The organism is Saccharopolyspora antiqui (assembly GCF_052246905.1).
GTDB lineage: Bacteria > Actinomycetota > Actinomycetes > Mycobacteriales > Pseudonocardiaceae > Saccharopolyspora.
Genome location: NZ_JBQQBO010000012.1, coordinates 161,810 through 185,551 on the forward strand (window position 1 = coordinate 161,810; position 23,742 = coordinate 185,551).

Sequence of the window (23,742 nt, forward strand, 5' to 3'; positions counted from 1 at the left end):
CGGCGATCGCCGCCAGCGGAGTGCGGACGATCAGTTGCGAGAGCAGCGCGCAGCGGAGACCGGAGTGGTCGAGATTTTCCGCGGCGGCGACGGCGACGCGGTGATCCGAGCCGTCACGAGGGCCGACGCGGCTCGCGGCGCATGTCGATGTGCGGGATGCCGTCTTCCAGGTATTCCTCACCGTCTTCGACGAAGCCGAAGGTGCGGTAGAAGTCCACCGCGTAGGTCTGCGCGGCGAGCACCACGGGCGAGTGCCGCACCTCGGCGACGGCGGCGCGCATCAGCTTGCGGGCCAGGCCCAGCCCGCGCGCGCCCCTGGCGGTGCAGACCCGGCCGATCCGGTAGGTGCCGTCGGGGTCCTCCAGCAACCGCAGGTAGCCCAGCACGTAGCCGTCGGCTGAGTCGATCCAGAAGTGCCTGGTGGTCTCCTCCAGGTCGCGACCGTCCAGCTCCGGGTAGGGACACTTCTGCTCGACCACGAACACGTCGACGCGCAGGCGCAACATCCGGTAGAAGTCACCGGCGTCCAGGTCCGCGGTGTATGCGCGGTGGACGGCGGTCGCAAGTGGCTGAAGGGTCACTATTCCCTGATATCACAGTCGGGTCTCGAAACCCGCATTTACCAGCATCAGGAGTAGTCAACACCACTCCGGACGGCCGCGAACTACCGCTGCGCCGACAGCTCTCCGGCATAACTGGCCAGCCGGGTGTAGACGCCGGGGGTGTTGGGGCGACCGCAGCCGGTGCCGTAGGAGACCACTCCGATCAGGCGGCCGTCGGCGACGATCGGACCGCCGGAGTCCCCGGCGCAGGCGTCGCTGCCGCCCTCCGGGACCCCGGCGCAGAACATGCTGCGGCTGTCGAAGTTCGAGTACGCGCGATGGCAGGTTTCGTCACTGGCGATCGGGATTTCGACCGAGCGCAGCGTGTCCGAGGGCGGCCCCGATTCGCTCGTTCGGCCCCAACCGAAGACCCGCCCGATCGTGCCCGGCCGGTAGGGCGCCGTTTCGCCCGGACCGACCATCGCCAGCGGACGCTGCGGCATCGGCGTTCGCAGGGTCAGGACCGCGATGTCGTCGCCGTTGACGTAGTTCTGGTAGTCGGGGTGGGCCCAGATCCGCTCCACTTCGCCGACCACGCCAAGATCGCTGCGCAGGTCGGTGCGTCCGGCGATCGCGCGGATCTCGGCCGGGCTGCGCTGCTCGCCGGTGATCGGGTTCACGGTGCAGTGCGCGGCCGTGACGACCTTGATCGGACTCACCAGGGTGCCGCCGCAGATCTGGCGGTCGTAGTCGTCGACGAGCGCCACCACCCAGGGCGCGTCGTCGGTGGTGACGTCCGTACCGCCGAGCACCCGCGCTTCGGGCTGTTCTTCGGCGCTGGCCGCCACCGGGTGCACGCTGGCCAGCGCGGTCACGGCGCTGGTGACGACCAGCCGCAGCAGCGCACCGCCGCGCGTCGCTCCGGTCCTGCGATCACTGCCACGCCCCACGCCGTGCCTCCACCTCTCGCCGATCTTGCCGACGGCACACCGTAGTCACCCAGGCCCCAGGAACATCACGAGGCGCAACTCACAGATCGTTAGGAAAATATTCTGTTAAACTCGTTGTCGACGGGAGATTTTTCTGGGTGGACCGATTTTGACGGTCGTTAATCCTTCCCGATCCGACGCGGACCTGGAGCTCGTGCAGCACCGGGTCCGCGAACTGCGCCTGAACAGGTGACAGATCTACCCCTGATCAAGTGATCGCTGCCGCGTGCTGTCGCGAAGGAGGAATGCCGTGCTGCTGGACCTGACCCCGTTGCCCACCTTCCTGCTGGCCAGCGCGGTCGTCATCCTCACCCCCGGTGTGGACGCCTTCGTGCTGCTGCGCGCCTCGCTGACCGCCGGCCGTCGGGCCGGGCTGGGCGCGTTGGCCGGGATCCACACCGCGAGCATCGCGCAGGTGGCGCTGGTGATCTCCGGGCTCGGCGCGCTGATCACCAGCCGACCGGCCGTGCTGTCCACCTTGAAGTGGATCGGCGCCGCCTACCTGGGCTACCTCGCGGCGACGATCCTGCGCGGGCTGTGGCTGACCAGGAAGGAATCCGCCGAGGGCGCGCTCACCACGCCGTCCGCCAACTCGGCCAACCCCTACCTGCGCGGGCTGTTGAGCAACCTCACGAACCCGAAGATGCTGCTGTTCAGCGTCGCGTTCCTGCCGCAGTTCGTTGGCGGTGCGGCACAACCGGCCCTGCAACTGGTGCTGCTCGGCGCGGTCTTCCTGGCGCTCGCCGCGGTCTGGGAACTCACGATCGTGCTCGCCGCGGCCCGCATCGCCGACCAGCTACAGCACCCCCGCGTCGCGAAGTCGCTGGATGTGATCAGCGCGACGGCGCTGTTGACCATCTCGGTCGGTCTGGTCGCGGGCTGACACCGCCGCGCAGGTCAACAGCGCCAGGCCGACCAGCGCCAGCAGCAGCACCGGCGGCGCGACGAAGGTGGCCAGCAGGCTGACCGCGAACGGCGTGCAGAAACCGATGTAGGCGATCGCCCAGAACACCGCGGTCAGCCTGGCCAAATCCGACGGCGCCGCGATGCGGCCGACCACCGTCAGGCAGAACGTCGCGGCGAACCCGTAGCCGGTACCCAGCAGGAGATCGGCGAACAGCGCCAGTCCCGGCAGCACCCACCACACCGCGATGGCCGCCAACGCCAGCCCGGCGGCGATCGCGAGCAGCCCGACGACGGCCGGGGCCCGTTCACCGCGACGCGCGACCCGCCGAGCCAGCGGCTGGACGACCGCTCCGAATCCCGGCGTGATCAGCGTCGCGACGCCCGCGTAGACGAGCTCGAACCCGGGCAGATCCGCGGTGACCAGACCGGGGAGCACACCGAAGGCCACGGTCGGGCCGACGAAAACCCACGGCGCGACCGGCAGCACCAGCCGCCGGAACCGCGGGTCCCGAACGCCGCTGCGGCGCGGCCCGCGGGAAACCTCGCGGGGTCGCGTCTCCGGACACGCCCACGCCAGCGCCAGCCCCGCCGCGCACAACACCAGGTGCGGCAGGTAGGCGCTGACCAGCGGACCCGGCCCCCACTGCGCGATCAGCGCGGACACCAGGCCGCTCACGCTGAACCCCATCGACAGCAGCACCCCGGCTCGGCGCGCACCCACGCCGTCCTCGACCGCGGTGCCGAACGGCGGGTGCGACAGATCGCGCACCCACGCGCTGCCCGCCGCCAGGACCGCACCGGTGCTCACCCCGGTCAGCAGTCGGCCCACCGCCAGCCACGGCGCGGCGATCACGCCCGCCATCAGCGCCGTCGTCGCGGCCGCGCTGATCACGATCGCGCCGAAGACGACGGGTCGCCGACCGTGGCGGTCCGCCAGCGGTCCGCCCAGCAGCAGACCGGGCAGCAGCCCGGCCACGTAGAGCGCGAGCAGCCCGGTGGCCGCCTGTTCGGACAGCCCCAGTTCGGCCTGGTACGCGCCGAGCAGCGAGGAGAACTGGTTCGCGCCCCAGCCCGCGGCGGTCAGCAGGAACGCCGCCGGTAACCATTTGTTCCGCACGGCCTGGTTGTATGCCGGGTGATCGCGCCACCGCACCGGGCATTCACGATTCGTGAACGCGACCCGTGATTTTCGCCTCGCACCCACACCGAGCACGCTTCCGCATCGCGGAATCAGATCTGCCTTTGCCTGAAACCCGTTGCGATGTGGGGGTTTCGGACTCCGGTTCGGAGTAGATCCGGCGAACGCGTGGCGCGCCCGCGCTGGCGGGCGTTCGTAAGCTGCGGACATGGACCTGCGGCGGTTGGCGTCCTTCCTCGCGGTGGCCGAGGAAGGCCACTTCGGGCGCGCCGCCGAACGCTTGTTCCGCTCACCGGCATCGGTCACAGCGCACATCAAGCAGCTGGAGCGCGAACTCGGGACCCGCCTGTTCGATCGCACGCCGGTGCGGCTCACCCCGGCCGGTGAACGGTTGGCCCGGCACGCGCGATCCCTGCTGGCGGCGGCCGATGCCGCGATCGCGGACGTCGCCGATGCGGGTGCGGCGACCACGCTGCGAGTCGGGATCATGGGGCACGGTTCCGCCGAGCTCACCCCCGCCACGGTGCGGACTTTTCGCCAGTCCCACCCGGAAATCCCGATCGAGCTGCTACCGCTGGACTTCACCGAACACGTCTCCGCGCTGGTGCAGCACCGGGTCGACGTGGCCTTCGTGCGGCCCGCCCCGGACGACGACCGGATCGCCGTGGACGTGCTGACCACCGAGCGGCGGATCGTGGTGGTGCCCGCGTCGTGGGAGCTGGCCGATGCCCCGGCGGTGCGGCTGGCGGACATCCTCGAACTGCCCTACATCCGCGTCCCGGAGTTCACCCCGCGCCAGTTCACCGACTACCTGTACTTCGCCGGAGCGCGCGGCGGGCTCTCGCCACGACGCAGCAGCGATCACGGCGTCACCCCGCACGAAGTCCTCGCCGCGGCGGCCGCCGGGCGCGGCGCCGGTTCCGCGCTGGAATCCTTCCGGCGCTACTACCCCTGGCCTGGCACGGTGTGCGTGCCGGTGCTGGACGCGCCGTGGGAGCACAGCGTGCTGGCCACCCGCGCGGACGACCGGAACCCGGCGGTGCGCATGTTCCGCTCGCTGGCCACCCGCCTGGCTCGGGAACTCGGCCCGCAGCTCCGGCTGACGCCCGCGTAACACGGCCGGGGCGCTCCAGCAGCGCCCCGGCCGTTTCGATTCCACCAGCGGCAGAGCCGCTTTCACCACATCCGCGCGGTGGCGGAATCCGGCGTCCGCTCGCGAGGATCGTCGATGCACCTGATGTCCGGGATCCCTTGGTCGAGGCGACGTCCGAATCCCACACCGTTCGGACCGCGATCCGCGACGACCACCAGGAAGGCTTCAGGACCCCAGTTGTGCCTGGACATCATCGTGGTACGTCGACACCCTGGTGTAGATGCCCGGGGCGTTCGGCCGGGCGCAGCCGTTGCCGGTGGAGACGATCCCGACCAGCTTGTTCTCGACCACCAGCGGTCCGCCGGAATCGCCCTGGCAGCTGTCCACCCCACCCTGCGGGAGTCCGGCGCACACCATCGCGTCCGCCTTGTACTGCGGGTACGCCTTCTGGCACTCCTGATCGCTGACCACCGGCACCTCCGCCTTCTGCAGGATGTCCGAAGCCTGACCGCCTTCGGCGGTGGCGCCCCAACCGAGCACCGTGGAAGTCTTCCCGGCCTGGTAGAGCGCACCGTCGTCCTTGGACGCGATCGCCAGCGGCGGCTGCGGCAGTTCCTGGTCGAGGGTCAGCACGGCGACATCGGCGCCGCTGTTGGCGTTCTGGTAGGCCGGGTGCACCCAGATGCCGGTCACCTTGGCGACCTGGCCGTCGGTGGCCTGCTTGCTCTCCCGCCCGGCGACGACCTGGATCGCCTCCGGCTTTTCGTCGCTGACGCAGTGCGCCGCGGTGACGATCTTGTTCACCCTGCCGACCGTGCCCCCGCAGAACTGGTTGCCCTGGGTGTCGGTGAGGTACACCACCCATGGGTGTTCGGCGATCTTGGCCGGTTGACCACCGACGATGGGCGGTGCCTTGGTCTCCGACGTGTCGGGGTCCGCCGCGTTCGCCGTCGTGGTCAGCAAGCCCGACGACAGCGTCGCCACCGCCAGCAGTCCGACCATCGACCACATCCGGCGCCGTGTGTCCGCCATGTCGTTGCCTCCTCCCCCGGAGCCATCCGGCACGCCGTAGTTCGACTGCCGCCTCCGGCTCGTCCAAAGTCTCCCTGAGAAAGAGGATCACAACCCGTTTTCGGATACGCCTGGACTAATCAGTGCAACCCGATCGAGTGGAATATCAACGAATTCGCCACCCATACGGTCTAACTACAGTGTCCAAACAGGACTTTGCACTGGTGAGTGACACTGCGCGGCGGAAACAGGTACTTCCACGCATGACGCGGGTCAGTCCTCCAGCTGGCCCTCCAGTTCCAGGTAGACCGCGCGCAGTCCGTCGAGGGTGGCTTCGTCGGGTTCGGCCCACAGGCCGCGGTCGGCCGCTTCCAGCAGGCGTTCGGTCATGCCGCGCAGCGCCCACGGATTGGACTGGCGCATGAACTGCTGCACCTGGTCGTCGAACACGTACGACTCGGCCAGCTTCGCGTACATCCAGTCGTCGACCACGCCCGCGGTGGCGTCGAAGCCGAACAGGTAATCCACTGTGGCCGCCAGCTCGAACGCACCCTTGTAGCCGTGCCGCTGCATGGCCGAGATCCACTTCGGGTTGACCACGCGGGCCCGGAAGACGCGCTTGGTCTCCTCGCCCAGCGTTCGGGTCTTGACCGCGTGCGGCACCGCCGAGTCACCCACGTAGGCCGCCGGATTCCGCCCGGCCAAGGCCCGCACCATGGCCACCATGCCGCCGTGGTACTGGAAGTAGTCGTCGGAATCGGCGATGTCGTGCTCGCGGGTGTCGACGTTCTTCGCCGCGACCTGGATGCGGCGGAACGCCGACTCCATGTCGGTGCGCGCCTCCCGGCCGTCCAGCCCGCGCCCGTAGGCGTAACCGCCCCAGGTCGCGTACACCTCGGCCAGATCGGCGTCGCTGCGCCAGTTCCGGGCGTCGATCAGCGGCAGCAGGCCCGCGCCGTAGGCACCCGGCTTGGACCCGAAGACGCGGGTCGAGGCGCGCCGTTCGTCGCCGTGTTCGGCCAGGTCGGCGCGGTAGTGCGCGGCGACGTAGTTGTCCTCGTCGGGCTCGTCCAGCTCGGCCGCGGTCCGCACCGCGTCGTCGATGAGCGCCACCACGTGCGGGAAGGCGTCGCGGAAGAAGCCGGAGATGCGGACCACCACGTCGATGCGCGGGCGGCCCAGCTCCGCCACCGGCACCACCTGGAAGCCGGTCACCCGGCGCGAGGCGTCGTCCCACACCGGGCGGCAGCCCAGCAGCCACAGGATCTCGCCGAGGTCGTCGCCCTGGGTGCGCATCGCGGAGGTGCCCCACACGGTCAGCCCGACCGACCTCGGGTATTCCCCGGTGTCCGCGCGGTGCCGCGCCAGCAGCGACTCGGCCAGCGCCGCGCCGACGTCGAAGGCGTTGCGGGACGGGATGGCCTTCGGATCCACCGAGTAGAAGTTGCGGCCGGTGGGCAGCACCGAGATCAGCCCGCGGGTCGGCGATCCCGACGGACCGGCCGGTACGAAGCCTCCGTCCAGCGCGTGCACGATGTGCTCGACCTCTTCGGTGGTCCGCGCCAGCCGGGGCACGACCTCGGTGCAGGCGAAGCGCAGCACCCGAGCCACCGGGTCCACGGCCGCACCGAGCACCCCGGCGACAACTTCCCGGACCTGCCCGGCCTGCCACCCGGTCTCGGCCAGTGCGGTGATCAGCTTGCGCGCCAAGGCTTCCAGCAGGTCGACCGCATCGGATGCGGAGGCGGCCGGGCCCTCGACGAGCTGCGTCAACGCGCTCGGCACGGCCACCTTCGCGCCCGGCTCGGCCAGCAGCGCCTGCTCGTCGAGTCCGAAGTGGACGGCGAGTGCGGAGCGCAGGCCGGGCAGCGCGCCGACGGTGCCGCCGAAGACCTGCCGGGCGCGCAGGATCGCGAGCACGTCGTTGACCAGTTCGCCATCGCGCGGCGCGCGGCCAAGGATGTGCAGGCCGTCGCGGATCTGCACGTCCTTGATCTCGCACAGGTAGCCGTCGACGTGCAGCACGAAGTCGTCGAAGGCCGCCGCGTCGGGCTGGTCCTCCTGGTGCAGGTCGTGGTGCAGGTCGGCGGAGGTGATCAGCTCCCAGATCTGGTTGCGCAGCGTGGGTTTCTTGGCCGGATCCAGGTCGGCGACGATGGCGTACTCGTCGAGCAGCTGCTCCAGCTTGGCGATGTCGCCGTAGCTGTCCGCGCGGGCCATCGGCGGGATCAGGTGGTCGACCACGACGGCGTGCCCGCGGCGCTTGGCCTGGGTGCCTTCGCCTGGATCGTTGACGATGAACGGGTAGATCAGCGGCAGCTCGCCCAGCACCGCGTCCGGTGCGCAGTCGGCCGCCAAGCCGAGGCCCTTGCCCGGCAGCCATTCCAGGGTGCCGTGCTTGCCCAGGTGGATCACCGCGTGCGCGCCGAACTCCTCGGCCAGCCACCGGTAGGCGGCCAGGTACTGGTGCGACGGCGGGAGGTCCGGATCGTGGTAGATCGCGATCGGGTTCTCCCCGAAGCCGCGCGGCGGCTGGATCATCAGCACCACGTTGCCGAAGCGCAGCGCCGCGACGTAGATCGAACCCTCGTCGTCGACGTAGAGGCTGCCGGGCGGGGCGCCCCAGTGTTCGGTCATCGCCGCCCGCAACGCCTCCGGCAACGCGTCGAACCACTCGCGGTAGCGCGTGGCGGGCACCCGGATCGCCGCCTCGGACATCTGGTCCTCGGTCAGCCACTCGACATCGTGCCCACCTGAGGCGATCAACCGGTGGATCAGCCTGTCGCCGTCCAACCCGGACACGTCCAGGCCGTCCAGGTCGTAGCCCGCGGCGGCCAGCGCGCGCAGCAGCACGACGGCCGACGCGGGAGTGTCCAGGCCGACGGCGTTGCCGACGCGGGAATGCTTGGTCGGGTAGGACGAGAGGACCACCCCGAGCCGCTTGTCCGCGTTGTCGACGTGGCGCAGCCGGGCCAGCGACACCGCGGTGCCCGCGACGCGCCGCGCCCGCTCCGGATCGGCGACGTAGACCGGGATGCCGTCCGGGCCGCTTTCCTTGAAGGAGAACGGCACGCTGATCAGCCGACCGTCGAACTCCGGCACCGCGACCTGCATCGCCGCGTCCATCGGCGACAGCGCCGCGTCGCTTTCCGCCCACACCGCCCGACTGGTGGTCAGGCACAGGCCCTGCAGGACGGGGATGTCGAGTTCGGCCAGCGCACCGGCGTCCCAGGAATCCTCGTCGCCACCCGCACTCGCCTCCGCCGCCACGGTTCCACCGGCGGCCAGCACGGTCGCCACCAGGGCATCGCAGCCGCTGAGCAGCTCGCGCAGCCCGGCCGCATCGGTCAGCCCGCGCAGCGAACCGCAGAACACCGCCACCGCGTTGGCACCGGCGTCTTCCACCTGGTCGGCCAGGGAATCCACGAACGCGGTGTTGCCCGCCAGGGCGTGGGCGCGGTAGAAGACGATGCCCACCGTGGGCCGGGACGGATCGTGCGGCCGGTCGCTGTGGCGACCGAACTCGGGCATCTTCTCCGGTGCGGCGAAGCCCTCCCCGGTCAGCAGCACCGTGTCGGAGAGGAACCGGGCCAGCTGGGCGAGGTTCTCCGGGCCGCCTTCGACGAGGTAGGCGAGCGCCTGCGCGGTGACCCCGGTGGGCACAGTGGACAGTGCCATCAGCTCGGCGTCCGGGGTGGCCTCGCCACCGAGCGCGACTGTGGGGACACCGGTGGCCAGCACCGCGTCGAGGCCTTCCGACCAGGCCCGACGGCCACCCAGCAGGCGGACCACCACCACGTCCACGTCGGTGAGCAGTGCCGGGACCTCTTCGGCGGCGACGCGGGCGGGGTTCGCGACCCGGTAGTCGGCGGCAGCGGCTTTGGCAGCCAGCAGATCGGTGTCCGCAGTGGACAGCAGCAGGACTCGCCCAATTTCACCGGGCCCAATTTCACCGGGCCCAATTTCACCGGGGCCAATTTCGCGGGGAGTCGTTTCGCGGGCAGGCTCGCTCACGGTCGTCCTCTCTCGGGGTGCGCGCCCCGGTGGGGTCACGGCGGCAGGAGTGTCCTGGCTCCCGGATCACCGCAGGTCTCCGCCTTCCCGCCCGAGCCGCCATCGCGGTCCGGGCAGTGGCTAGTGGGGGCTGCTCCCCGGTCACAGTGGCGCGACCGCCCCGGATTCGCACCGGGTTCCTCCGCGACACCGCCGTCTGGCTGGACCTCATCCTAACGGCTCAAGCACCGCCGACCCGGACACCGCCGAACCATCTCGGCGAGCTGCGACAGCAGCCCTGCCCAACACCGCAGCCCCGAAATCCGGCAAAGCACCCTGCCAGGTTCGGGACTTGGCCGTGACCGGCTGCGCGCCGGTGCCGAGGAAACGGGCGATTTCACGGGAAATCGGCAGTTCCCGTGGAGAGAGGGTGGCGGTTTCGCGCGAAATCGCCCGACCCCCGCACCACCCGGGTGCGTCAGTAGCCCGCTGCGCGGTCGACCACGCCGAGCAACGGCTCGCCCGCCAGCCTCCGGCGAACGTTGTCCTCGACCCGCCGGGCCAGGGCCGGGATCAGCAGCGACTGCGGGTTCGCGGAGTGCGGCGAGATGATCGCCCGCGGATGCTGGAAGAGCGGATGTCCGTCCGGCAGCGGTTCCGGGTCCGTCACGTCCAACGCCGCGCCACCGATGCGCTCCGCGTCCAACGCCGCCACCAGCGCGTCGGTGTCGACCAGCGATCCGCGCGCGATGTTGACCAACCACGCGTCGGCGCGCATCCGGGCCAGCGCATCGGCATCGATCAGCTTCGCCGTCTCAGCGGTCGCCGGCGCGGCCAGCACGACGAAGTCCGACTCGGCCAGCAGTTGGCCCACCCCGGCGACGTCGTCGGATCCCCAGGTCCAGGCCGCCCCGTCGACCGGTTTGCCGGACCTGTTCACCGCGAGCACCCGAACCTCGAAGGGCCGCAACAACTCGATCAGCGCCCGACCGATGCCGCCCGCACCGATGATGCCGACCGTCGCGCCGAACAGACCGCGCATGCCCGCCGGACGCGCCCAGCGATCGGCCCGGGCCATCACGTTCAGCCGTCGCGCTCCGGCCAGCATCAGGCCGAGGGTGTGTTCGGCGACGGTCTGGGCGTAGGTGCCCGCCGCGGAGGTGAAGGTGATGCCGTCGCGCAGCGCACCGGCGGCCACCCAGGATTCGATACCGGCCGAGGGAAGCTGCACCCACTCCAGGCCTGAGTGGTCGAATTCGGCGAACCGGTCGGGCTTGCCGCCGTACCAGATCAGCGCGGTGGACTCCGCGGCCGAGCCGAGCTCGGCACCCGCCGCGACGACCGCCGCCGAAAGCTCCGGCGGGGCGTCCGGACCGATGTGGACCTTCACGTCTACTCCGTCTCCGATCAGCTGTTGTCGACCAACTTCGCCAAGGCGGGCAGCTGGTCGGCATCCTCCAACGCCGAACCGACCGCGACCACGGCCGCCCCGGCCGCGAGGAATTCCGGTGCGTTGTGCGAGTTCATCCCACCGGTGGCCACCATGCGCAGGCCCGGGAACGGGCCGAGCATCGCCCGGAACCACCCGGCGCCCAGCTCCGCAGCCGGAAACGCCTTGATCCAGGACAGTCCGAGGCGGTGGGCGTGCTGGATCTCGCTCGGGGTGGCCACGCCGGGCAGGTGCGGCAGGTCGAGTTCCGCGCTCAGCCGAGCGACCTCGGGGTCCAGGCCCGGCGCCACGGTGAACGCCGCGCCGAGTTCCTTGGCGGTGTGCAGCTGCTCGGTGGTCACGATCGTCCCGGCGCCCACCGGTCGATCGCGCTTCGCGCCCGCCAGCACCGCCGCGCGCAGCGACGACTCGGCCCGCTGGGTTTCGATCGGTACCTCGACCGCCTCGATGCCCAGATCCCACGCCCGCTCGGCCAGTTCGACGGTCCGCTGCGGGTCCATCCCGCGCAGGATCGCCATGACCGGGCCGGTGAAGAGCTTGTCGAAGAAACCCACGTTCACTCACTCCTGCCGAAGCTCAAGGTGCCCCACTGCTGCTCGTCGTAGCCGAGCCACTCGTCTATCGCGCCACGATCCGGCGGCGCCACGTGGTCTTCGGTGCTGAGCAGGCTCTGCGCGGCCAGGATGTGCCCGAGCCGCAGGCACCGGACGCCGTCCTCGCCGCGCAGCACACCGGAGAGGTATCCGGCGGCGAAGGCGTCCCCGGCGCCCACCGGCTCAACGACGTCGACCTTCGGGGCTGGCACGACCACCGTGTCATCCCCCAGGGCGTAGGCGGCATCGGCGCCGTCCTTGACCACGACGGTACTCGGCTCATCCAGCAGTTTCCGCACGTCCGCAGCGGTTTCGACGCCCCAGAGGGTGGTCGCCTCGTCAAGTCCGACGAACACGACATCGGCGAGCTGGGCGAGTTCCCGCAGCCGCGGCCCGGCCCGCTCGACCGACCACAGCGCTGGGCGGTAGTTGACGTCGAAGGTGATCCGGGCGCGGCGTTCGCGGGTCAGCACCCGCTGGACGAGCCGGTCGCAGCCGTCGGACAGCGCGGCGGTGATGCCGCTGAGGTGCAGCAGTCGCGGCGCGTCGAGCAGTTCGTCCGCGAGGAAATATTCGTCCATTGTGGACGCTGCGGAGCCCGCTCGGTAGTAGTAGACCCTGGTGCCCTGCGGGCCGGGATCCTTGAAGTACACGCCGGTCGGCGCGTCGGAGCGCACCTCCACCAGGCCGGTGTCCACTCCGGCGGCAGCGATGGCCGCCACCATGCGGCGGCCGAGCGGATCGTCGCCAACCCGGCTGGCCCAGCCGACCCGGTGCCCGAGCGCGGCCAGGTGAATGGCCACATTGGACTCGGCACCACCGGCGGAGAGGGTGAACGTCGGGGCCTGTTCGAGGGACACCGGGGCGGCCGGGGAAACCAGCGACATCGTCTCCCCCAGGCACAACACCTCACCGGGGCCGCTGCTGGGCTCCGCCACGTTCGCCTCCTCGATCACGCGCCGCACCGTCGGGGGACAGCTTAACGACTCGTCGCTGCGAAATACACATCTCCATTGCACAATATGCAACATGTTGTGCGGCGTTGGACACGTGGCGGATCCGCCGTGCGCCCGCGCGGGTGGCGGTCGGTCGACCTCAGAGCCTGTCTTTGATCTTGTTTTTGAAGCGGCGTAGCCACTTAGCCCACTATCGCAACCGGCACCGCCGCGGGTTCTCAGACGTCGTCTGAGGTTCCGCCACCCGCACCGCAACGCAAAACGAGTTAAAGGACAGGCACTAGGCTGAGCATCCGGTGATCACGCACAGCCCAGAAGATGGAGGATGCTCGCATGAGCTTGGAGCGCCCGATCGATCCGGATCCGTACTCGCTGCTGCCCGCGGTTCCGGCGTTCACCGTCACCTCCGACGACGTGACCGACGGGCAGCCGATGGCCCAGGCCCACGCCTTCGACGGCATGGGCGCCGACGGCCAGAACCAGTCCCCCCAGCTGCGCTGGTCGGACTTCCCGGCGACCACCAAGAGCTTCGTGGTGACCTGCTTCGACCCCGACGCGCCGATCCCGGGCGGATTCTGGCACTGGATCCTGGTCGACGTGCCCGCCGATGTCACCGAGCTGCCCAACGATGCGGGTAACCGGGACGGGCGGGGCATCCCGGCCGGATCCTTCCACGTGGCCAACGACTTCGGTGAGCGCGCCTTCGGCGGTGCCGCCCCGCCGCCCGGCGACCGCACGCACCGCTACTTCTTCGTGGTCCACGCCGTGGACACCGAGAAGCTCGGCGTGGACGACAGCGTCAGCCCGGCGGTGGTCAGCTTCAACCTGGCCTTCCACACCGTCGCTCGGGCCGTCATCACGCCCACCTACCAGCGCTGACGAGGGCGGATGCCAACTCGCCCGTTGGGCGCTGCCAGTTTCTAAAAGCCGTGCCAGTCCCGGTCTTCCGGGGCGGGCACGGCTTTTTCGCGCGCCAAGATCGCCCGATCGAGATGTATCCGAATCGCACCCTCGCGCCTCTTTAAAGGCAGGGAGATTTCGCAGGCGATCAGGAGATCGAGATGAGCGTGCTACCGGGATCGTTGGCCGCGCTGGTGGCAACTGCCGTGGCCGCGCTGCTGTTCGCGCCGTTCGTGGCCGGTGAGCACCGGCGGCACGGCGAGTTCCGCGTGGGCATCGCGGCGCTGCGCTTCGCCGTCCTGCTCTACGCGATCGGCCTGTGCTGCTACGTCTTCCTTCCGTTGCCATCCGCCGCGACGTGCTTCGCACCGCAGTGGCGCCCGTTCGCCGGGTTGACCGGCAGCTCCGCGATGTTGGGGCAGTTCGCCTGCAACATCGCGCTCTTCGTGCCGCTGGGCGCGCTCGCCCGGCGCGGCCTGCCGACCGCGGCGGTGCTCGGCGCGGCGGCCTCGGTGCTCATCGAGCTGACCCAGCTCACCGGGGCTTGGTTCGTCTACCCGTGCCCCTACCGGGTTTTCGACGTCGACGACGTCATCGCGAACACCACCGGCGCGCTGCTCGGTGGCCTGCTCGCGCCGCTCCTGCGGCGGCTGCCCACCGGGGCCAGCGGACGCCCCGCCGCCGAACCGCGCCCGGTCACCGCCCACCGCCGACTGCTGGGCATGTGCTGCGATCTGTTGCTGCTGTGGTGGCTCGGCGTCGGCTGCGCCCGCGCTGCCGACATCGCGCTCGGGGTAACCGGCACCGCCCCGACCGGTTGGTGGCAGGCAGCCGCGCTGTGGTTCGGGCCAGCGGCGTTGCTGCTGGTCGCGACCCTGATCGGCGATGGCAGTTCGCCTGGCCAGCACGCGGTCGTGTTGCGGGCCCGAGCACCGAACGGCCGCCCCGGACCGGCTGTGGTGCTGCGCCGCTGGGCGGTCGGGATCGGCGGGTTCGCCCTGGTCCAGGGCGTGTTCGAGGCCGTGGCAGGCGACCCGGACGCCGTGCTCGGCCTGCTGTGGTGCACCTTGCACGCCTGGGGTGTGACCAGCACCCGAGATCACCGTGGAATCACCGGGCGGATCGCCGGGTTGGAACTGGTCGACGCCCGAGGAAGCCAGTGCGCGGCGAACGCGGCCCGCTCGACGTGAGGCAGGATCGACCAGTGCGGCACTTCGATCTGATCATCATCGGTACCGGTTCCGGCAACTCGATCGTCGACGAGCGCTTCGCCGACTGGGACGTCGCCTTGGTCGAGAAGGGCATCGGGCCCAACGGCGCCTACGGCGGCACCTGCCTGAACGTCGGTTGCATCCCGACGAAGATGTTCGTGCACACCGCCGATGTCGCCGGTAGTCCGGCCAGCGGCGCGAAGCTCGGCGTCGATCTCGAACTGCGCGACGTGCACTGGCGCGAGATCCGGGATCGGATCTTCGGTCGCATCGACGCGATCTCCGCCGGTGGTCGCCGCTACCGCGCCGAGGACAACCAGAACGTCACCCTCTACGAGGGCGTCGCCCGGTTCACCGGGATCAAGCAGCTGACCGTGGACACCGCCGCCGGGCCCGAGACGATCACCGCGGACCGCGTCGTGGTGGCCGCCGGCAGTCGCCCGACCGTCCCGGAGATCCCCGGCCTGGACCAGGTCGACTACTACACCAGCGACACGGTGATGCGGCTCGACGAGCTGCCCCGCCGGATGATCATCATCGGCACCGGGTTCGTCGGCGCGGAGTTCGCGCACGTGTTCTCCTCGCTGGGCGTCGAGGTCACCATGATCGCCCGCTCCGGCCGGGTGCTGCGCGGCGAGGACGTCGACGTCTCCACCCGGTTCACCGAGCTCGCCGCCGATCGGTGGGACCTGCGGTTGAACCGCAAGGAAATCGCGGTGGAGCGCGACGGCGAGCTGGTCCGCCTGCACCTGGAAGGACCGGACGGTGCCGAGGCGGTGTCGGCCGAGGCGCTGCTCATCGCGGTGGGCCGGGTGCCCAACACCGACCTGCTCGACGCCGCGGCCGGTGGGTTCGAACTCACCGCGGAAGGCAAGATCAAGGCCGACGCCACCCAGCTGACCTCGGTCGACGGGGTGTGGGCGTTGGGCGACATCAGCTCCGACTACGAGCTCAAGCACGTCGCCAACCACGAGATGCGCGTGGTGCAGCACAACCTGCTGCACCCCGAGGAGCCGATCGAGTCCGACCACCGGTTCGTGCCGCACGCGGTGTTCTCCGCGCCGCAGATCGCCTCGGTCGGCCTCACCGAGCAGGAGGCGGTGCAGCGCGGCGTCAACTACGTCACCTCGACCCAGGACTACGCGGGCATCGCCTACGGCTGGGCGATGGAGGACACCACCGGCTTCGCCAAGCTGCTCGCCGACCCGGAGACCGGCCAACTCCTCGGCGCCCACATCATCGGCCCGCAGGCACCGACCCTGCTGCAGCCGCTGATCCAGGCGATGCACTTCGGCCTGGACGCCCGCACCATGGCCCGCGGCCAGTACTGGATCCACCCCGGCATGCCGGAACTCATCGAAAACGCCCTGTTGAACCTGCCCCTGAAGTAAGAAAGCGCGCGGATTTCGCTCGTGGGTGGTCACCACCCACTAACCCCGGTGGACGACCAGGCGGGTCAGATCGTGCGGGGGCGTCCGGCGATCACGCCGAAGACGGCCTGGACCGCGACGATCAGCATGGTCGCGATCAGCGAGGCCGACCAGTCGCCGGTCGAATCGTGCAGCACGCCGAACACGAACGGCCCGAAGGACGCGATCAGGTAGCCGAGGCTCTGCGACATCGCCGAGAGCACAGCGGTGTCGGCGGCGTTGGCGGTCCGCAGCGAGATGAGCACCAGCGCCAGCGGGAAGGCGCAGATCCCGGTCCCGATCGCCAGCGCCCACACCACCGGCATGCTCAACGGCGCCAGCAGCAGCCCGAGCATCCCGATGAGGTTCAGCACCGCCAACCCGATGGCCCAGCTGGACTGGCTGCGCGTCTTGGTCACCAGCGGCGGCAGGATCATGTTGACCGGCACACCGACCAGCAGCAACAAACCCAGCAACATGCCCGCGCTGGTGGCGTCCATCCCCGCACCCTTGAACACCTCGGGCATCCAGCCCATCACGACGTAGGCGACCAGCGACTGCATCGCGAAGTAGCCGGTGATCACCCACGCGAGCGGGCTGCGCATCAGCGACCGCCGTGGACCGGTCGAAGCGGCGACCTGATGCGTCGAGGAACGACGAGCCGTGGCGGGCACCCACACGCACAGCGCGGCCAGTGCGACCACCGCCCAGGTCGCCAGCGACAGCCGCCAACTGCCGGTGGCGGAGTTCAGGTACGGCGTCAGCGCCGAGCCGGTGGCGCCGCCCGCGGCCATCGCGGTGGTGTAGAGCGCGGTGGCCATCCCGACCCGAGTCGGGAACGACTCCTTGACCACCACCGGGATCAGCACGTTGCACATCGCGATCGCGGCGCAGACCAGCACGGTGCCACCCAGCACCGCCCACGGGCCGTCGCTCACCCGCAGCAGCATGGCGATGGTCAGCACCGCCAGCGAGACGCCGATGACCTTGTTGATGCCCATCCGCCGGGCCAGCAGCGGAGCGCCGATGCCCGCGAGCCCGAAGCACAGCGTGGGCACGGAGGTCACCACGCTCGCCCAGGTGGTGGACGCGCCGAGGGAGTCGCGCACTTCGCCGAGCACCGAGGCCAGGCTGGTGACGGCCGGGCGCATGTTCGCCGCCGCGAGCGCGACACCGGCGAGCAGCAGCCCGCCACCGGCCATCGCGACGTGCCTGGCGGGGAACACGGGCTCGGCCGCGCCCGCGTTCTCGATCGAAAGCGCGTGCGGGTGCTGATCAACGGGGGATTGGGTGGCATCCTGGTCAGCCACACGGTCAGGGGCGTGCTGTGGTCGCGACTCGGTGGACATCGCGACCTAGTATGTCAAACGTAGGATGTTTGGACGAAAGGATCTGTCAGTGCCTTTGGTCACCGCCAAGCGGACCGGGCTGGTCGATCAGGTCATTGCCCAGATCCGCGAGCTGGTGTCGTCCGGGGAATGGCCGCTGGACGGCAAGATCCCGCCCGAGACCGAACTCGTGGCGGCCCTCGGCGTCGGCCGCAACACCGTCCGCGAGGCGGTCCGCGCGCTCTCGCACGCCGGACTGCTGGAAGTGCGCCAGGGCGACGGCACCTTCGTGCGCGCCACCAGCGAGATCTCCGGCGCGGTGCGCAAGCTCTGCGGCACCGAGCTGCGCCAGGTGCTGGAGGTCCGGCGCGCGCTGGAGGTGGAGGGCGCGCGGCTGGCCGCCCGGGCCCGCACCGAAGACGACCTACGCGAACTGGCGATCTGCCTGACCACCCGGGATGCCGCCGTGCGGCGCCTGGACAGCGCGGACGTCGTCACCACCGACGCCGAGTTCCACCTGCGGCTGGTCGCCGCCTCGCACAACCCGGTGCTGATCTCGCTGTACGAGGGGATCCGCGAAGCGGTGGCCTCCAGCGTGGCGACCACCTTCAACCCGGAGACCCCGCCGGAACAGCACGTCTCGCACACCGAGCTGCTCGCGGCGGTGCGCGACGGCGAGCCGCGGCGCGCTGCCGAGGAGGCAGGCGCGTTCCTCGACGAGTTGCTGGCCCAGATGGGGCCTCAGCCGGACGAAGACGAGTCCGGCCAGTAGTCCGTTCCGACGTCGAACGCGTCCCCGGCGGCCGGGGCGACCCACGCCGCCGCGATCACGCCAGCGGCGAACCCACCGCCGGACCGGGGCCGCGCGGGTTGCAGCCACACCGACGGCGCGCCGAAGCGGGTGATCACGATCTCCTCCCCCGACTCGGCGCGGTCGAGCAACTCCACCAGTCGCTCGCGGGCTTCATCAACGGAGAACTCGGCAGCCATGGCATCGACGTTACCCGGATCACACCGATTGCGGGAACGTTCCCGAGGACAACCGGGGCAGGCCGCCGGGCGCGCCGCGCTCCAGCAGATCGCGCAGCGCATCGGTGTCCAGGTGTTCCTCCACCAGGTCCCCGAGCAGGTCCAACTGCCTGCCGCGCACTTCGGCGAACACCGTGCCAGCGGCCGGTTCGAAACCATCCCGTCCGGCACGCAGCGCCGCCCAGCGCAGGAAGGCCCGCCGGAACGCGTCGTTCTCGAACAGCCCGTGCCAGTGGGTGCCGAGCACGGCATCGGTCACCGCGCCTTCGGCTCGCCCATCGGGCAGCTCCACCAGCGGTGCCAGCTCGCCGATGCGGGCGGCGACCCCGTGGTGGATCTCGTAGCCCGCAACCTGCTGGCCGAAGGCCTGGCCACGAGGCCGCGCCAACGTCTTCCGCGGCGCGAACTCGATCTCCAGGTCGAGCAGACCGAGCCCGTCGACCACCCCGGCACCGGACTCCACCTCGTCGACGATGCGCCTGGCCAGCATCTGGAAACCGCCGCAGATCCCGACCACCGGCCCCCCGGCGCGGGCGTGCGCGAGGACCGCGTCGGCCAGGCCGCTGCGGCGCAGCCACGCCAGGTCCGCGACCGTCGACTTCGAGCCGGGCAGCACGACCAGGTCGGCATCGGCCAACCGCGACGGCTCGGTGACGAACCGGACCGCGACACCCGGCTCCGCGGCCAGCGCCTCGACGTCCGTGGCGTTGGAGATCCGCGGCAGCCTCGGCACCGCGACCCGCAGCCACTGCCCGCCCGCCGGTGGAGCCGGTCGCCCGACCACCCCATCGGCCACATAGGACAGTGAATCCTCGGCGTCCAGCCACAGTTCCTCGGCCCACGGGAGCACGCCGTGCACCGGGCGGCCGGTCAGCTCGCGCAGCTGGTGCAGGCCGGGCTCCAGCAGCGCCGGGTCGCCGCGGAACTTGTTGATCACGAACCCGGCGACCAGCGCCTGGTCGGCGGCGTCCAGCAGCGCGAGGGTGCCGAAGAGCTGCGCGAACACCCCACCTCGGTCGATGTCGCCGACCACCAGCACCGGCAGGCCGGCGGCCCGCGCGAGACCCATGTTGGCGATGTCGTTGGCCCGCAGGTTGATCTCGGCGGGCGACCCGGCGCCCTCGCACACGACGTAGTCGTGCTCCGCGCGCAATTCGTCCAATGTGGACACCACGGTGTCCAGCAGGGCCGCCTTGCGGGCCCGGTAGGACATCGCGGTCACCTCGCCGGAGACCTGGCCGAGCACCACGACCTGCGAGCTGCGGTCGCTGCCGGGCTTGAGCAGCACCGGGTTGAACCGCACCGACGGTTCGATGCCGCACGCGGCGGCCTGCAACGCCTGCGCTCGGCCGATCTCACCACCATCCGGCGTGACCACCGAGTTGTTGGACATGTTCTGCGCCTTGAACGGCGCGACCCGAGCGCCACCGCGCGCCAACCAACGGCAGATCCCAGCGGTGACCACGCTCTTCCCGGCATCCGACGTCGTCCCGGCGACCAACAACGCATTCACCCGACGTTCCTACCGCATTCGCCGACGCCCCCGGCACTCGCTGCGCTCAGCCCGCCGTGTCCGGTTTTGTCCAAACGCCGCGAATCACAGCGACCTCGCGACGTCCCGCTGCGCATGGCAAGACGCCGGGCAGACGGCCGATCGCTCACGGCAGGGTGAGGATTTCGTTGCCTTCTTCGGTGATCAGGATCGTGTGCTCGAACTGGGCGGTCCAGCTCTTGTCCTTGGTGGTGACCGTCCAGCCGTCGTTCCACATGTCGTACTCGTGGGTGCCGAGGGTGATCATCGGCTCGATGGTGAAGGTCATCCCCGGCTCCAGCACGGTCTGCACCGACGGCTCGTCGTAGTGCAGGATCACCAGTCCACTGTGGAACGAACGGCCGATGCCGTGCCCGGTGAAGTCGCGGACCACGCCGTAGCCGAACCGCTTGGCGTAGGACTCGATGACCCGGCCGATCACGTTGAGCTGGCGGCCCGGCTTGGCGGCCCTGATGCCGCGCATCAACGCCTCGTGGGTGCGCTCCACCAGCAGCCGCGCCTCTTCGGAGACCGCACCGGCCAGGAACGTCGCGTTGGTGTCGCCGTGCACGCCGCCGATGAACCCGGTGACGTCGACGTTGACGATGTCGCCGTCCTCGATCACCGTCGAGTCCGGGATGCCGTGGCAGATGACCTCGTTCAGCGAGGTGCAGGACGACTTCGGGAAGCCCCGGTAGCCCAGCGTCGACGGGTACACCCCGTGGTCGCAGAAGAAATCGTGCACCACCGCGTCCACCTGATCGGTGGTAGCACCAGGCCGCACCGCCTTGCCCGCCTCGGCCAGGGCCCGCGCGGCGAGCTTGCCCGCCACCCGCATCGCCTCGATGACCTCGGGCGGCTGCACGTAGGGATCGATGTTGCGCTTGGGAGCCGGTTTGTCCACGTACTCGGGACGCTCGATGTGCGATGGGACTGGGCGACGCGGCGTCTGCACGCCTGGCTTCAACGGAGTTCGAACCGGCATGCCCCCACTTTAACCACGTCGCCGAGGCGACCGCTCAGGAGTGCGAAAGCACGCTGGAGCCCGCTTTCCCGCTCACCGACCGGAGGTCACGCGCCGGGTGATGCGGTGGCCATACCGGCCCCCTCGGCCGCTGCCAGCAGCGCCGGGTCGTAGGAGACGTAGGCGTGCAGACCGTCCTTGATCTTGTACGCGGAGGCGAGGTGGATGGCGTCCACCGGCCCGACGTTGCAGCGCAGCTCGGCGGCCACGTCCAGCACGTCCTGCTTCACCGGCAGCTGGTCGATCTTCGACACGATGATCGACGCCAGGTCTTCGGCGGCCGGGCCCACCTCGCGGAAGGTGCGCAGCACGTCCACCTTCGACAACGCGCTGGTCACCCGTGGGTACTCCCAGCGCTCCCGGACCCACTGGCTAAGCGCCTTGCTCTCCGGCTCCGGGGCGATCAGCTTGATCAGCGCAGAGGAATCGAAGTAGATCAAAACCGCTCCTGTTCACGCCTGCGCAGCAGCCGGTCGGAGACGCTCGGGGTCGGCGCTGCTGGCAACGGTTCGGGGAGCTCGCCGCCGTCGCCGGGCAGGAGTTCTCCGGCGGCGACGAGTTCGTCGTACAGGGCTTGGTCACGCGTGGGCGGATTGAGCACCGCGACGGTCCGGCCGCGATCGGTCACCAGGATCGATTCCCCGGCGGCGACCCGCTTCAGATACCGACTGGCGTTCTGCCGCAGCTCACGGACGCCGATCCGCTCCATGCGCTACAACGTAGCACAACGCTGACCCTAGGTGATCACCCGAACACGTGAAGCGATCAGCTGCCCGCCAGGAACCGCTGCGCCGCTTCGACGGCCGGTCCGGACGACCCCGCATCGGTCAACAGCACCGCGAAGGCCAGATCGCCCCGGTACCCGACGAACCAGCCGTGCGAATGGGTGCCGTCGCCGAACTGCGCGGTCCCGGTCTTGCCCCGGACATCACCGGAGCCGTTCAGCGCGGTCGCGGTACCCGAGGTCACCACCTCGCGCATCATCGTCCGGAGCTGGTCGAGCGCCGCCTGCGGCGGCGGTTGCGGAGTGGCGTTGGCCTTGGTCGTCGTGCCCCGGATCAACGTCGGCACCACCATCTGCCCCTTCGCCACCGAAGCCGTCACCAGCGCCATGCCGAACGGGCTGGCCAGCACCGTGCCCTGCCCGATGCCGTTCTCCGCGCGCTGCACCGTGCTGTCGGCGGGCGGCACCTTGCCGGTGAGGGTGGTCGCGCCGGGCATCTCGAAGTCCACGCCGAGGCCGAACTGGTGCGCCGCATCGGTCAACGCCTGGCCGGGCAGATCGACCGAAACCTGCGCGAAGGAGGTGTTGCAGGACTGCGCGAAAGCCGTGTGCAACGGCACCCTGCCGAGGTCGAATTCGTCCTCGTTGGGCAGCACCCGGCCGTCGAACACCTTCTTGCCCGGACAGTCCACCGGGGTGTTGACGTCGACCTTGCCGGTCTCCAATCCGGCGGTCGCGGTCACCGTCTTGAACGTCGAGCCGGGCGGGTACTGACCGGACAGCGCGACCGGGCCCTGCGCGTCGGCGGGCGCGTTCTGGGCGACCGCGAGCACATCCCCGGTGGACGGCTGCACGGCCACCAGCATCGCGGCCTGCGGTACCGAATCCAGCGCCTGCTCGGCCGCCTGCTGCGTGCGGTCGCTGAGGGTCACGTTGGTCGTCGCGACCGGTCGTTCCGCGACGCTGTGCAGTTCGGTGGCCGTGTTGCCGGTCGCGTCCAACGTCACGACGCGCCAACCGGCGTTGGCCTCGACCTGCGCGTCGACCGTGCGCGCCACTCCGGCGAGCACCTGGGTGCCCAACCCCCGCTCGGTGGTGACCAGCCGCGTCTGGGCCGGGAAGCGCACTCCCGGCAGGTCGTAGATCTGCGATTTGACCTGCTCGTAGTCGCTCTGCCGCAACGTGACCACCGCGTACGGCTGACCCGGCGGCGTCCGCCCCGCACCGTCCAAAATGGACTGCTGGGTGATGCCGGGATCGATGGTGCGCAGCGCACCTGCCAGCGATGCCGCGGCGCCCGGCACATCACCGGCTTCCGACGGGCTCAGGCTCACGGTGACCAGCTGCTCCGGCCCCATGATCTCCTTGCCGTCGCGGTCCAGCACCGGCGCCGGATCGGGTCGTTGTTCCTGGAAGGCCAGGGTCTGCCCAACACCGAGCTGCGGGTGCAGGACCGACGGCGCCCAGCGGACCTTCCAGCCCTCGTCCCCCTCGACGAGCTTCAGCTCGCTCGGGTAGTTCCAGACCTTGCCGTTGCCGAAGTCCCAGGACATGTCGAACCGGGCGGTCGGCACCCCCTGAGCGTCGTCGGCCACTTCCCGAACCGTCGCGTGCACCGCCGTCGGCGAAAGTTCGCGACGCGCGGCCTCCAGCGCCTGCCTGGCCTGCTGCGGCTGATCCGTCTGGTTCGCCGCCCCGGCCACGTCCCCAGCCGCCACGGCGTTCACGAAGGACCGGGCCACATCCTCCTCCGAAGGCCCACTGCTACAGCCAGCCAACGGCACCAACACCAACACGGCCAACCCGACGAAGATCCGCAACGAACCCATGCCCGCGAGTATGCCGTCAGCCCACGGGTGAAGGGCACCTTTTACCAAGTAACTTGGCGAAAGGTGCCCTTCACCTGTCACACCTG

The 23,742-nt window shown here is 70.3% G+C and carries 21 protein-coding genes and 1 riboswitch; of the genes, 6 read left to right on the top strand and 15 right to left on the bottom strand.

Annotated elements, in window-relative coordinates; translation table 11 throughout:
- Window positions 1-113: 113 nt before the first annotated feature.
- Both ACTWQN_RS20280 and ACTWQN_RS20285 read right to left on the bottom strand, forming a co-directional pair.
- On the bottom strand, window positions 114-581 hold the full coding sequence (locus ACTWQN_RS20280) for a GNAT family N-acetyltransferase (protein WP_443205077.1): 468 nt from the start codon (window positions 579-581) through the stop codon (window positions 114-116).
- A gap of 83 nt (window positions 582-664) precedes the next feature.
- On the bottom strand, window positions 665-1,492 hold the full coding sequence (locus ACTWQN_RS20285; RefSeq protein WP_443205078.1) for a S1 family peptidase: 828 nt from the start codon (window positions 1,490-1,492) through the stop codon (window positions 665-667).
- A gap of 289 nt (window positions 1,493-1,781) precedes the next feature.
- On the opposite strand from ACTWQN_RS20285, the gene ACTWQN_RS20290 reads away from it, so the two are divergent.
- Complete coding sequence (locus ACTWQN_RS20290; protein WP_443205079.1) at window positions 1,782-2,414, top strand: LysE family translocator; 633 nt, start codon at window positions 1,782-1,784, stop codon at window positions 2,412-2,414.
- Here the strand turns inward: ACTWQN_RS20290 and ACTWQN_RS20295 are convergent.
- Window positions 2,328-3,554 (bottom strand): MFS transporter, encoded by a 1,227-nt coding sequence (locus tag ACTWQN_RS20295; protein WP_443205080.1) that lies wholly within the window; start codon window positions 3,552-3,554, stop codon window positions 2,328-2,330. The genes ACTWQN_RS20290 and ACTWQN_RS20295 overlap by 87 nt on opposite strands.
- Window positions 3,555-3,783: 229 nt before the next feature.
- On the opposite strand from ACTWQN_RS20295, the gene ACTWQN_RS20300 reads away from it, so the two are divergent.
- Entirely contained in the window at window positions 3,784-4,689 is a 906-nt protein-coding gene (locus ACTWQN_RS20300) for a LysR family transcriptional regulator (RefSeq protein ID WP_443205081.1), read from the top strand.
- A 204-nt stretch (window positions 4,690-4,893) separates the two neighbouring features.
- On the opposite strand, the gene ACTWQN_RS20305 is transcribed toward ACTWQN_RS20300, so the two are convergent.
- The 5 genes from ACTWQN_RS20305 to ACTWQN_RS20325 all read right to left on the bottom strand — a co-directional run bounded on the left by ACTWQN_RS20305 (window position 4,894) and on the right by ACTWQN_RS20325 (window position 12,653).
- Complete coding sequence (locus tag ACTWQN_RS20305; protein WP_443205082.1) at window positions 4,894-5,700, bottom strand: S1 family peptidase; 807 nt, start codon at window positions 5,698-5,700, stop codon at window positions 4,894-4,896.
- A 252-nt stretch (window positions 5,701-5,952) separates the two neighbouring features.
- Window positions 5,953-9,642 carry a cobaltochelatase subunit CobN gene (cobN, locus tag ACTWQN_RS20310; RefSeq protein ID WP_443205154.1) on the bottom strand — a complete coding sequence of 1,230 codons (3,690 nt, stop codon included), beginning with the start codon at window positions 9,640-9,642 and terminating at the stop codon, window positions 5,953-5,955.
- A 99-nt stretch (window positions 9,643-9,741) separates the two neighbouring features.
- Window positions 9,742-9,874, bottom strand: a riboswitch (cobalamin riboswitch).
- 276 nt (window positions 9,875-10,150) lie between these two features.
- Window positions 10,151-11,062: a D-isomer specific 2-hydroxyacid dehydrogenase family protein gene (locus ACTWQN_RS20315; RefSeq protein WP_443205083.1), complete on the bottom strand. Its 912-nt coding sequence runs from the start codon at window positions 11,060-11,062 to the stop codon at window positions 10,151-10,153.
- A gap of 17 nt (window positions 11,063-11,079) precedes the next feature.
- The gene (locus tag ACTWQN_RS20320) at window positions 11,080-11,676 is read right to left on the bottom strand and encodes a bifunctional 4-hydroxy-2-oxoglutarate aldolase/2-dehydro-3-deoxy-phosphogluconate aldolase (RefSeq protein ID WP_443205084.1); all 597 of its coding nucleotides are present in this window, start codon (window positions 11,674-11,676) and stop codon (window positions 11,080-11,082) included.
- Between the two features lie 2 nt (window positions 11,677-11,678).
- Window positions 11,679-12,653: a sugar kinase gene (locus ACTWQN_RS20325; protein ID WP_443205085.1), complete on the bottom strand. Its 975-nt coding sequence runs from the start codon at window positions 12,651-12,653 to the stop codon at window positions 11,679-11,681.
- 351 nt (window positions 12,654-13,004) lie between these two features.
- Between ACTWQN_RS20325 and ACTWQN_RS20330 the strand changes: the two genes are divergently transcribed.
- The 3 genes from ACTWQN_RS20330 to ACTWQN_RS20340 all read left to right on the top strand — a co-directional run bounded on the left by ACTWQN_RS20330 (window position 13,005) and on the right by ACTWQN_RS20340 (window position 16,173).
- Entirely contained in the window at window positions 13,005-13,550 is a 546-nt protein-coding gene (locus ACTWQN_RS20330) for a YbhB/YbcL family Raf kinase inhibitor-like protein (RefSeq protein WP_443205086.1), read from the top strand.
- Between the two features lie 182 nt (window positions 13,551-13,732).
- Entirely contained in the window at window positions 13,733-14,761 is a 1,029-nt protein-coding gene (locus tag ACTWQN_RS20335) for a VanZ family protein (RefSeq protein WP_443205087.1), read from the top strand.
- Window positions 14,762-14,775: 14 nt separating this feature from the next.
- Window positions 14,776-16,173: a mycothione reductase gene (locus ACTWQN_RS20340; RefSeq protein ID WP_443205088.1), complete on the top strand. Its 1,398-nt coding sequence runs from the start codon at window positions 14,776-14,778 to the stop codon at window positions 16,171-16,173.
- Window positions 16,174-16,238: 65 nt separating this feature from the next.
- Here the strand turns inward: ACTWQN_RS20340 and ACTWQN_RS20345 are convergent, their stop codons facing one another.
- Window positions 16,239-17,501, bottom strand: coding sequence for a CynX/NimT family MFS transporter (locus tag ACTWQN_RS20345; protein WP_443205089.1), 1,263 nt, complete (start codon window positions 17,499-17,501; stop codon window positions 16,239-16,241).
- Between the two features lie 88 nt (window positions 17,502-17,589).
- On the opposite strand from ACTWQN_RS20345, the gene ACTWQN_RS20350 reads away from it, so the two are divergent.
- Window positions 17,590-18,291: a FadR/GntR family transcriptional regulator gene (locus tag ACTWQN_RS20350; RefSeq protein ID WP_443205090.1), complete on the top strand. Its 702-nt coding sequence runs from the start codon at window positions 17,590-17,592 to the stop codon at window positions 18,289-18,291.
- On the opposite strand, the gene ACTWQN_RS20355 is transcribed toward ACTWQN_RS20350, so the two are convergent.
- The 6 genes from ACTWQN_RS20355 to ACTWQN_RS20380 form a co-directional block, all read right to left on the bottom strand.
- On the bottom strand, window positions 18,261-18,509 hold the full coding sequence (locus ACTWQN_RS20355) for a type II toxin-antitoxin system Phd/YefM family antitoxin (protein ID WP_443205091.1): 249 nt from the start codon (window positions 18,507-18,509) through the stop codon (window positions 18,261-18,263). The genes ACTWQN_RS20350 and ACTWQN_RS20355 overlap by 31 nt on opposite strands.
- Before the next feature lie 19 nt (window positions 18,510-18,528).
- Window positions 18,529-20,061 carry a cobyric acid synthase gene (locus tag ACTWQN_RS20360; protein WP_443205092.1) on the bottom strand — a complete coding sequence of 511 codons (1,533 nt, stop codon included), beginning with the start codon at window positions 20,059-20,061 and terminating at the stop codon, window positions 18,529-18,531.
- A 145-nt stretch (window positions 20,062-20,206) separates the two neighbouring features.
- Complete coding sequence (gene map, locus ACTWQN_RS20365; RefSeq protein WP_443205093.1) at window positions 20,207-21,064, bottom strand: type I methionyl aminopeptidase; 858 nt, start codon at window positions 21,062-21,064, stop codon at window positions 20,207-20,209.
- An 86-nt stretch (window positions 21,065-21,150) separates the two neighbouring features.
- Window positions 21,151-21,543, bottom strand: coding sequence for a type II toxin-antitoxin system VapC family toxin (locus ACTWQN_RS20370; RefSeq protein WP_443205094.1), 393 nt, complete (start codon window positions 21,541-21,543; stop codon window positions 21,151-21,153).
- A complete protein-coding gene (locus ACTWQN_RS20375; RefSeq protein WP_443205095.1) occupies window positions 21,540-21,812 on the bottom strand; it encodes a type II toxin-antitoxin system Phd/YefM family antitoxin in 273 nt (90 codons plus the stop codon). Before ACTWQN_RS20375 ends, ACTWQN_RS20370 begins: the two co-directional genes overlap by 4 nt.
- A gap of 56 nt (window positions 21,813-21,868) precedes the next feature.
- Entirely contained in the window at window positions 21,869-23,656 is a 1,788-nt protein-coding gene (locus ACTWQN_RS20380) for a penicillin-binding transpeptidase domain-containing protein (protein ID WP_443205096.1), read from the bottom strand.
- Window positions 23,657-23,742: the final 86 nt, after the last annotated feature.

Bases quoted from the DNA above. Each gene is read 5' to 3' on its own strand.
- ACTWQN_RS20300 (WP_443205081.1), top strand. From the start codon at position 3,784: ATGGACCTGCGGCGGTTGGCGTCCTTCCTCGCGGTGGCCGAGGAAGGC.
- ACTWQN_RS20305 (WP_443205082.1), bottom strand. From the start codon at position 5,700: ATGGCGGACACACGGCGCCGGATGTGGTCGATGGTCGGACTGCTGGCG.
- ACTWQN_RS20330 (WP_443205086.1), top strand. From the start codon at position 13,005: ATGAGCTTGGAGCGCCCGATCGATCCGGATCCGTACTCGCTGCTGCCC.
- ACTWQN_RS20335 (WP_443205087.1), top strand. From the start codon at position 13,733: ATGAGCGTGCTACCGGGATCGTTGGCCGCGCTGGTGGCAACTGCCGTG.
- ACTWQN_RS20355 (WP_443205091.1), bottom strand. From the start codon at position 18,509: ATGGCTGCCGAGTTCTCCGTTGATGAAGCCCGCGAGCGACTGGTGGAG.
- map (WP_443205093.1), bottom strand. From the start codon at position 21,064: ATGCCGGTTCGAACTCCGTTGAAGCCAGGCGTGCAGACGCCGCGTCGC.
- ACTWQN_RS20375 (WP_443205095.1), bottom strand. From the start codon at position 21,812: ATGGAGCGGATCGGCGTCCGTGAGCTGCGGCAGAACGCCAGTCGGTAT.
- ACTWQN_RS20380 (WP_443205096.1), bottom strand. From the start codon at position 23,656: ATGGGTTCGTTGCGGATCTTCGTCGGGTTGGCCGTGTTGGTGTTGGTG.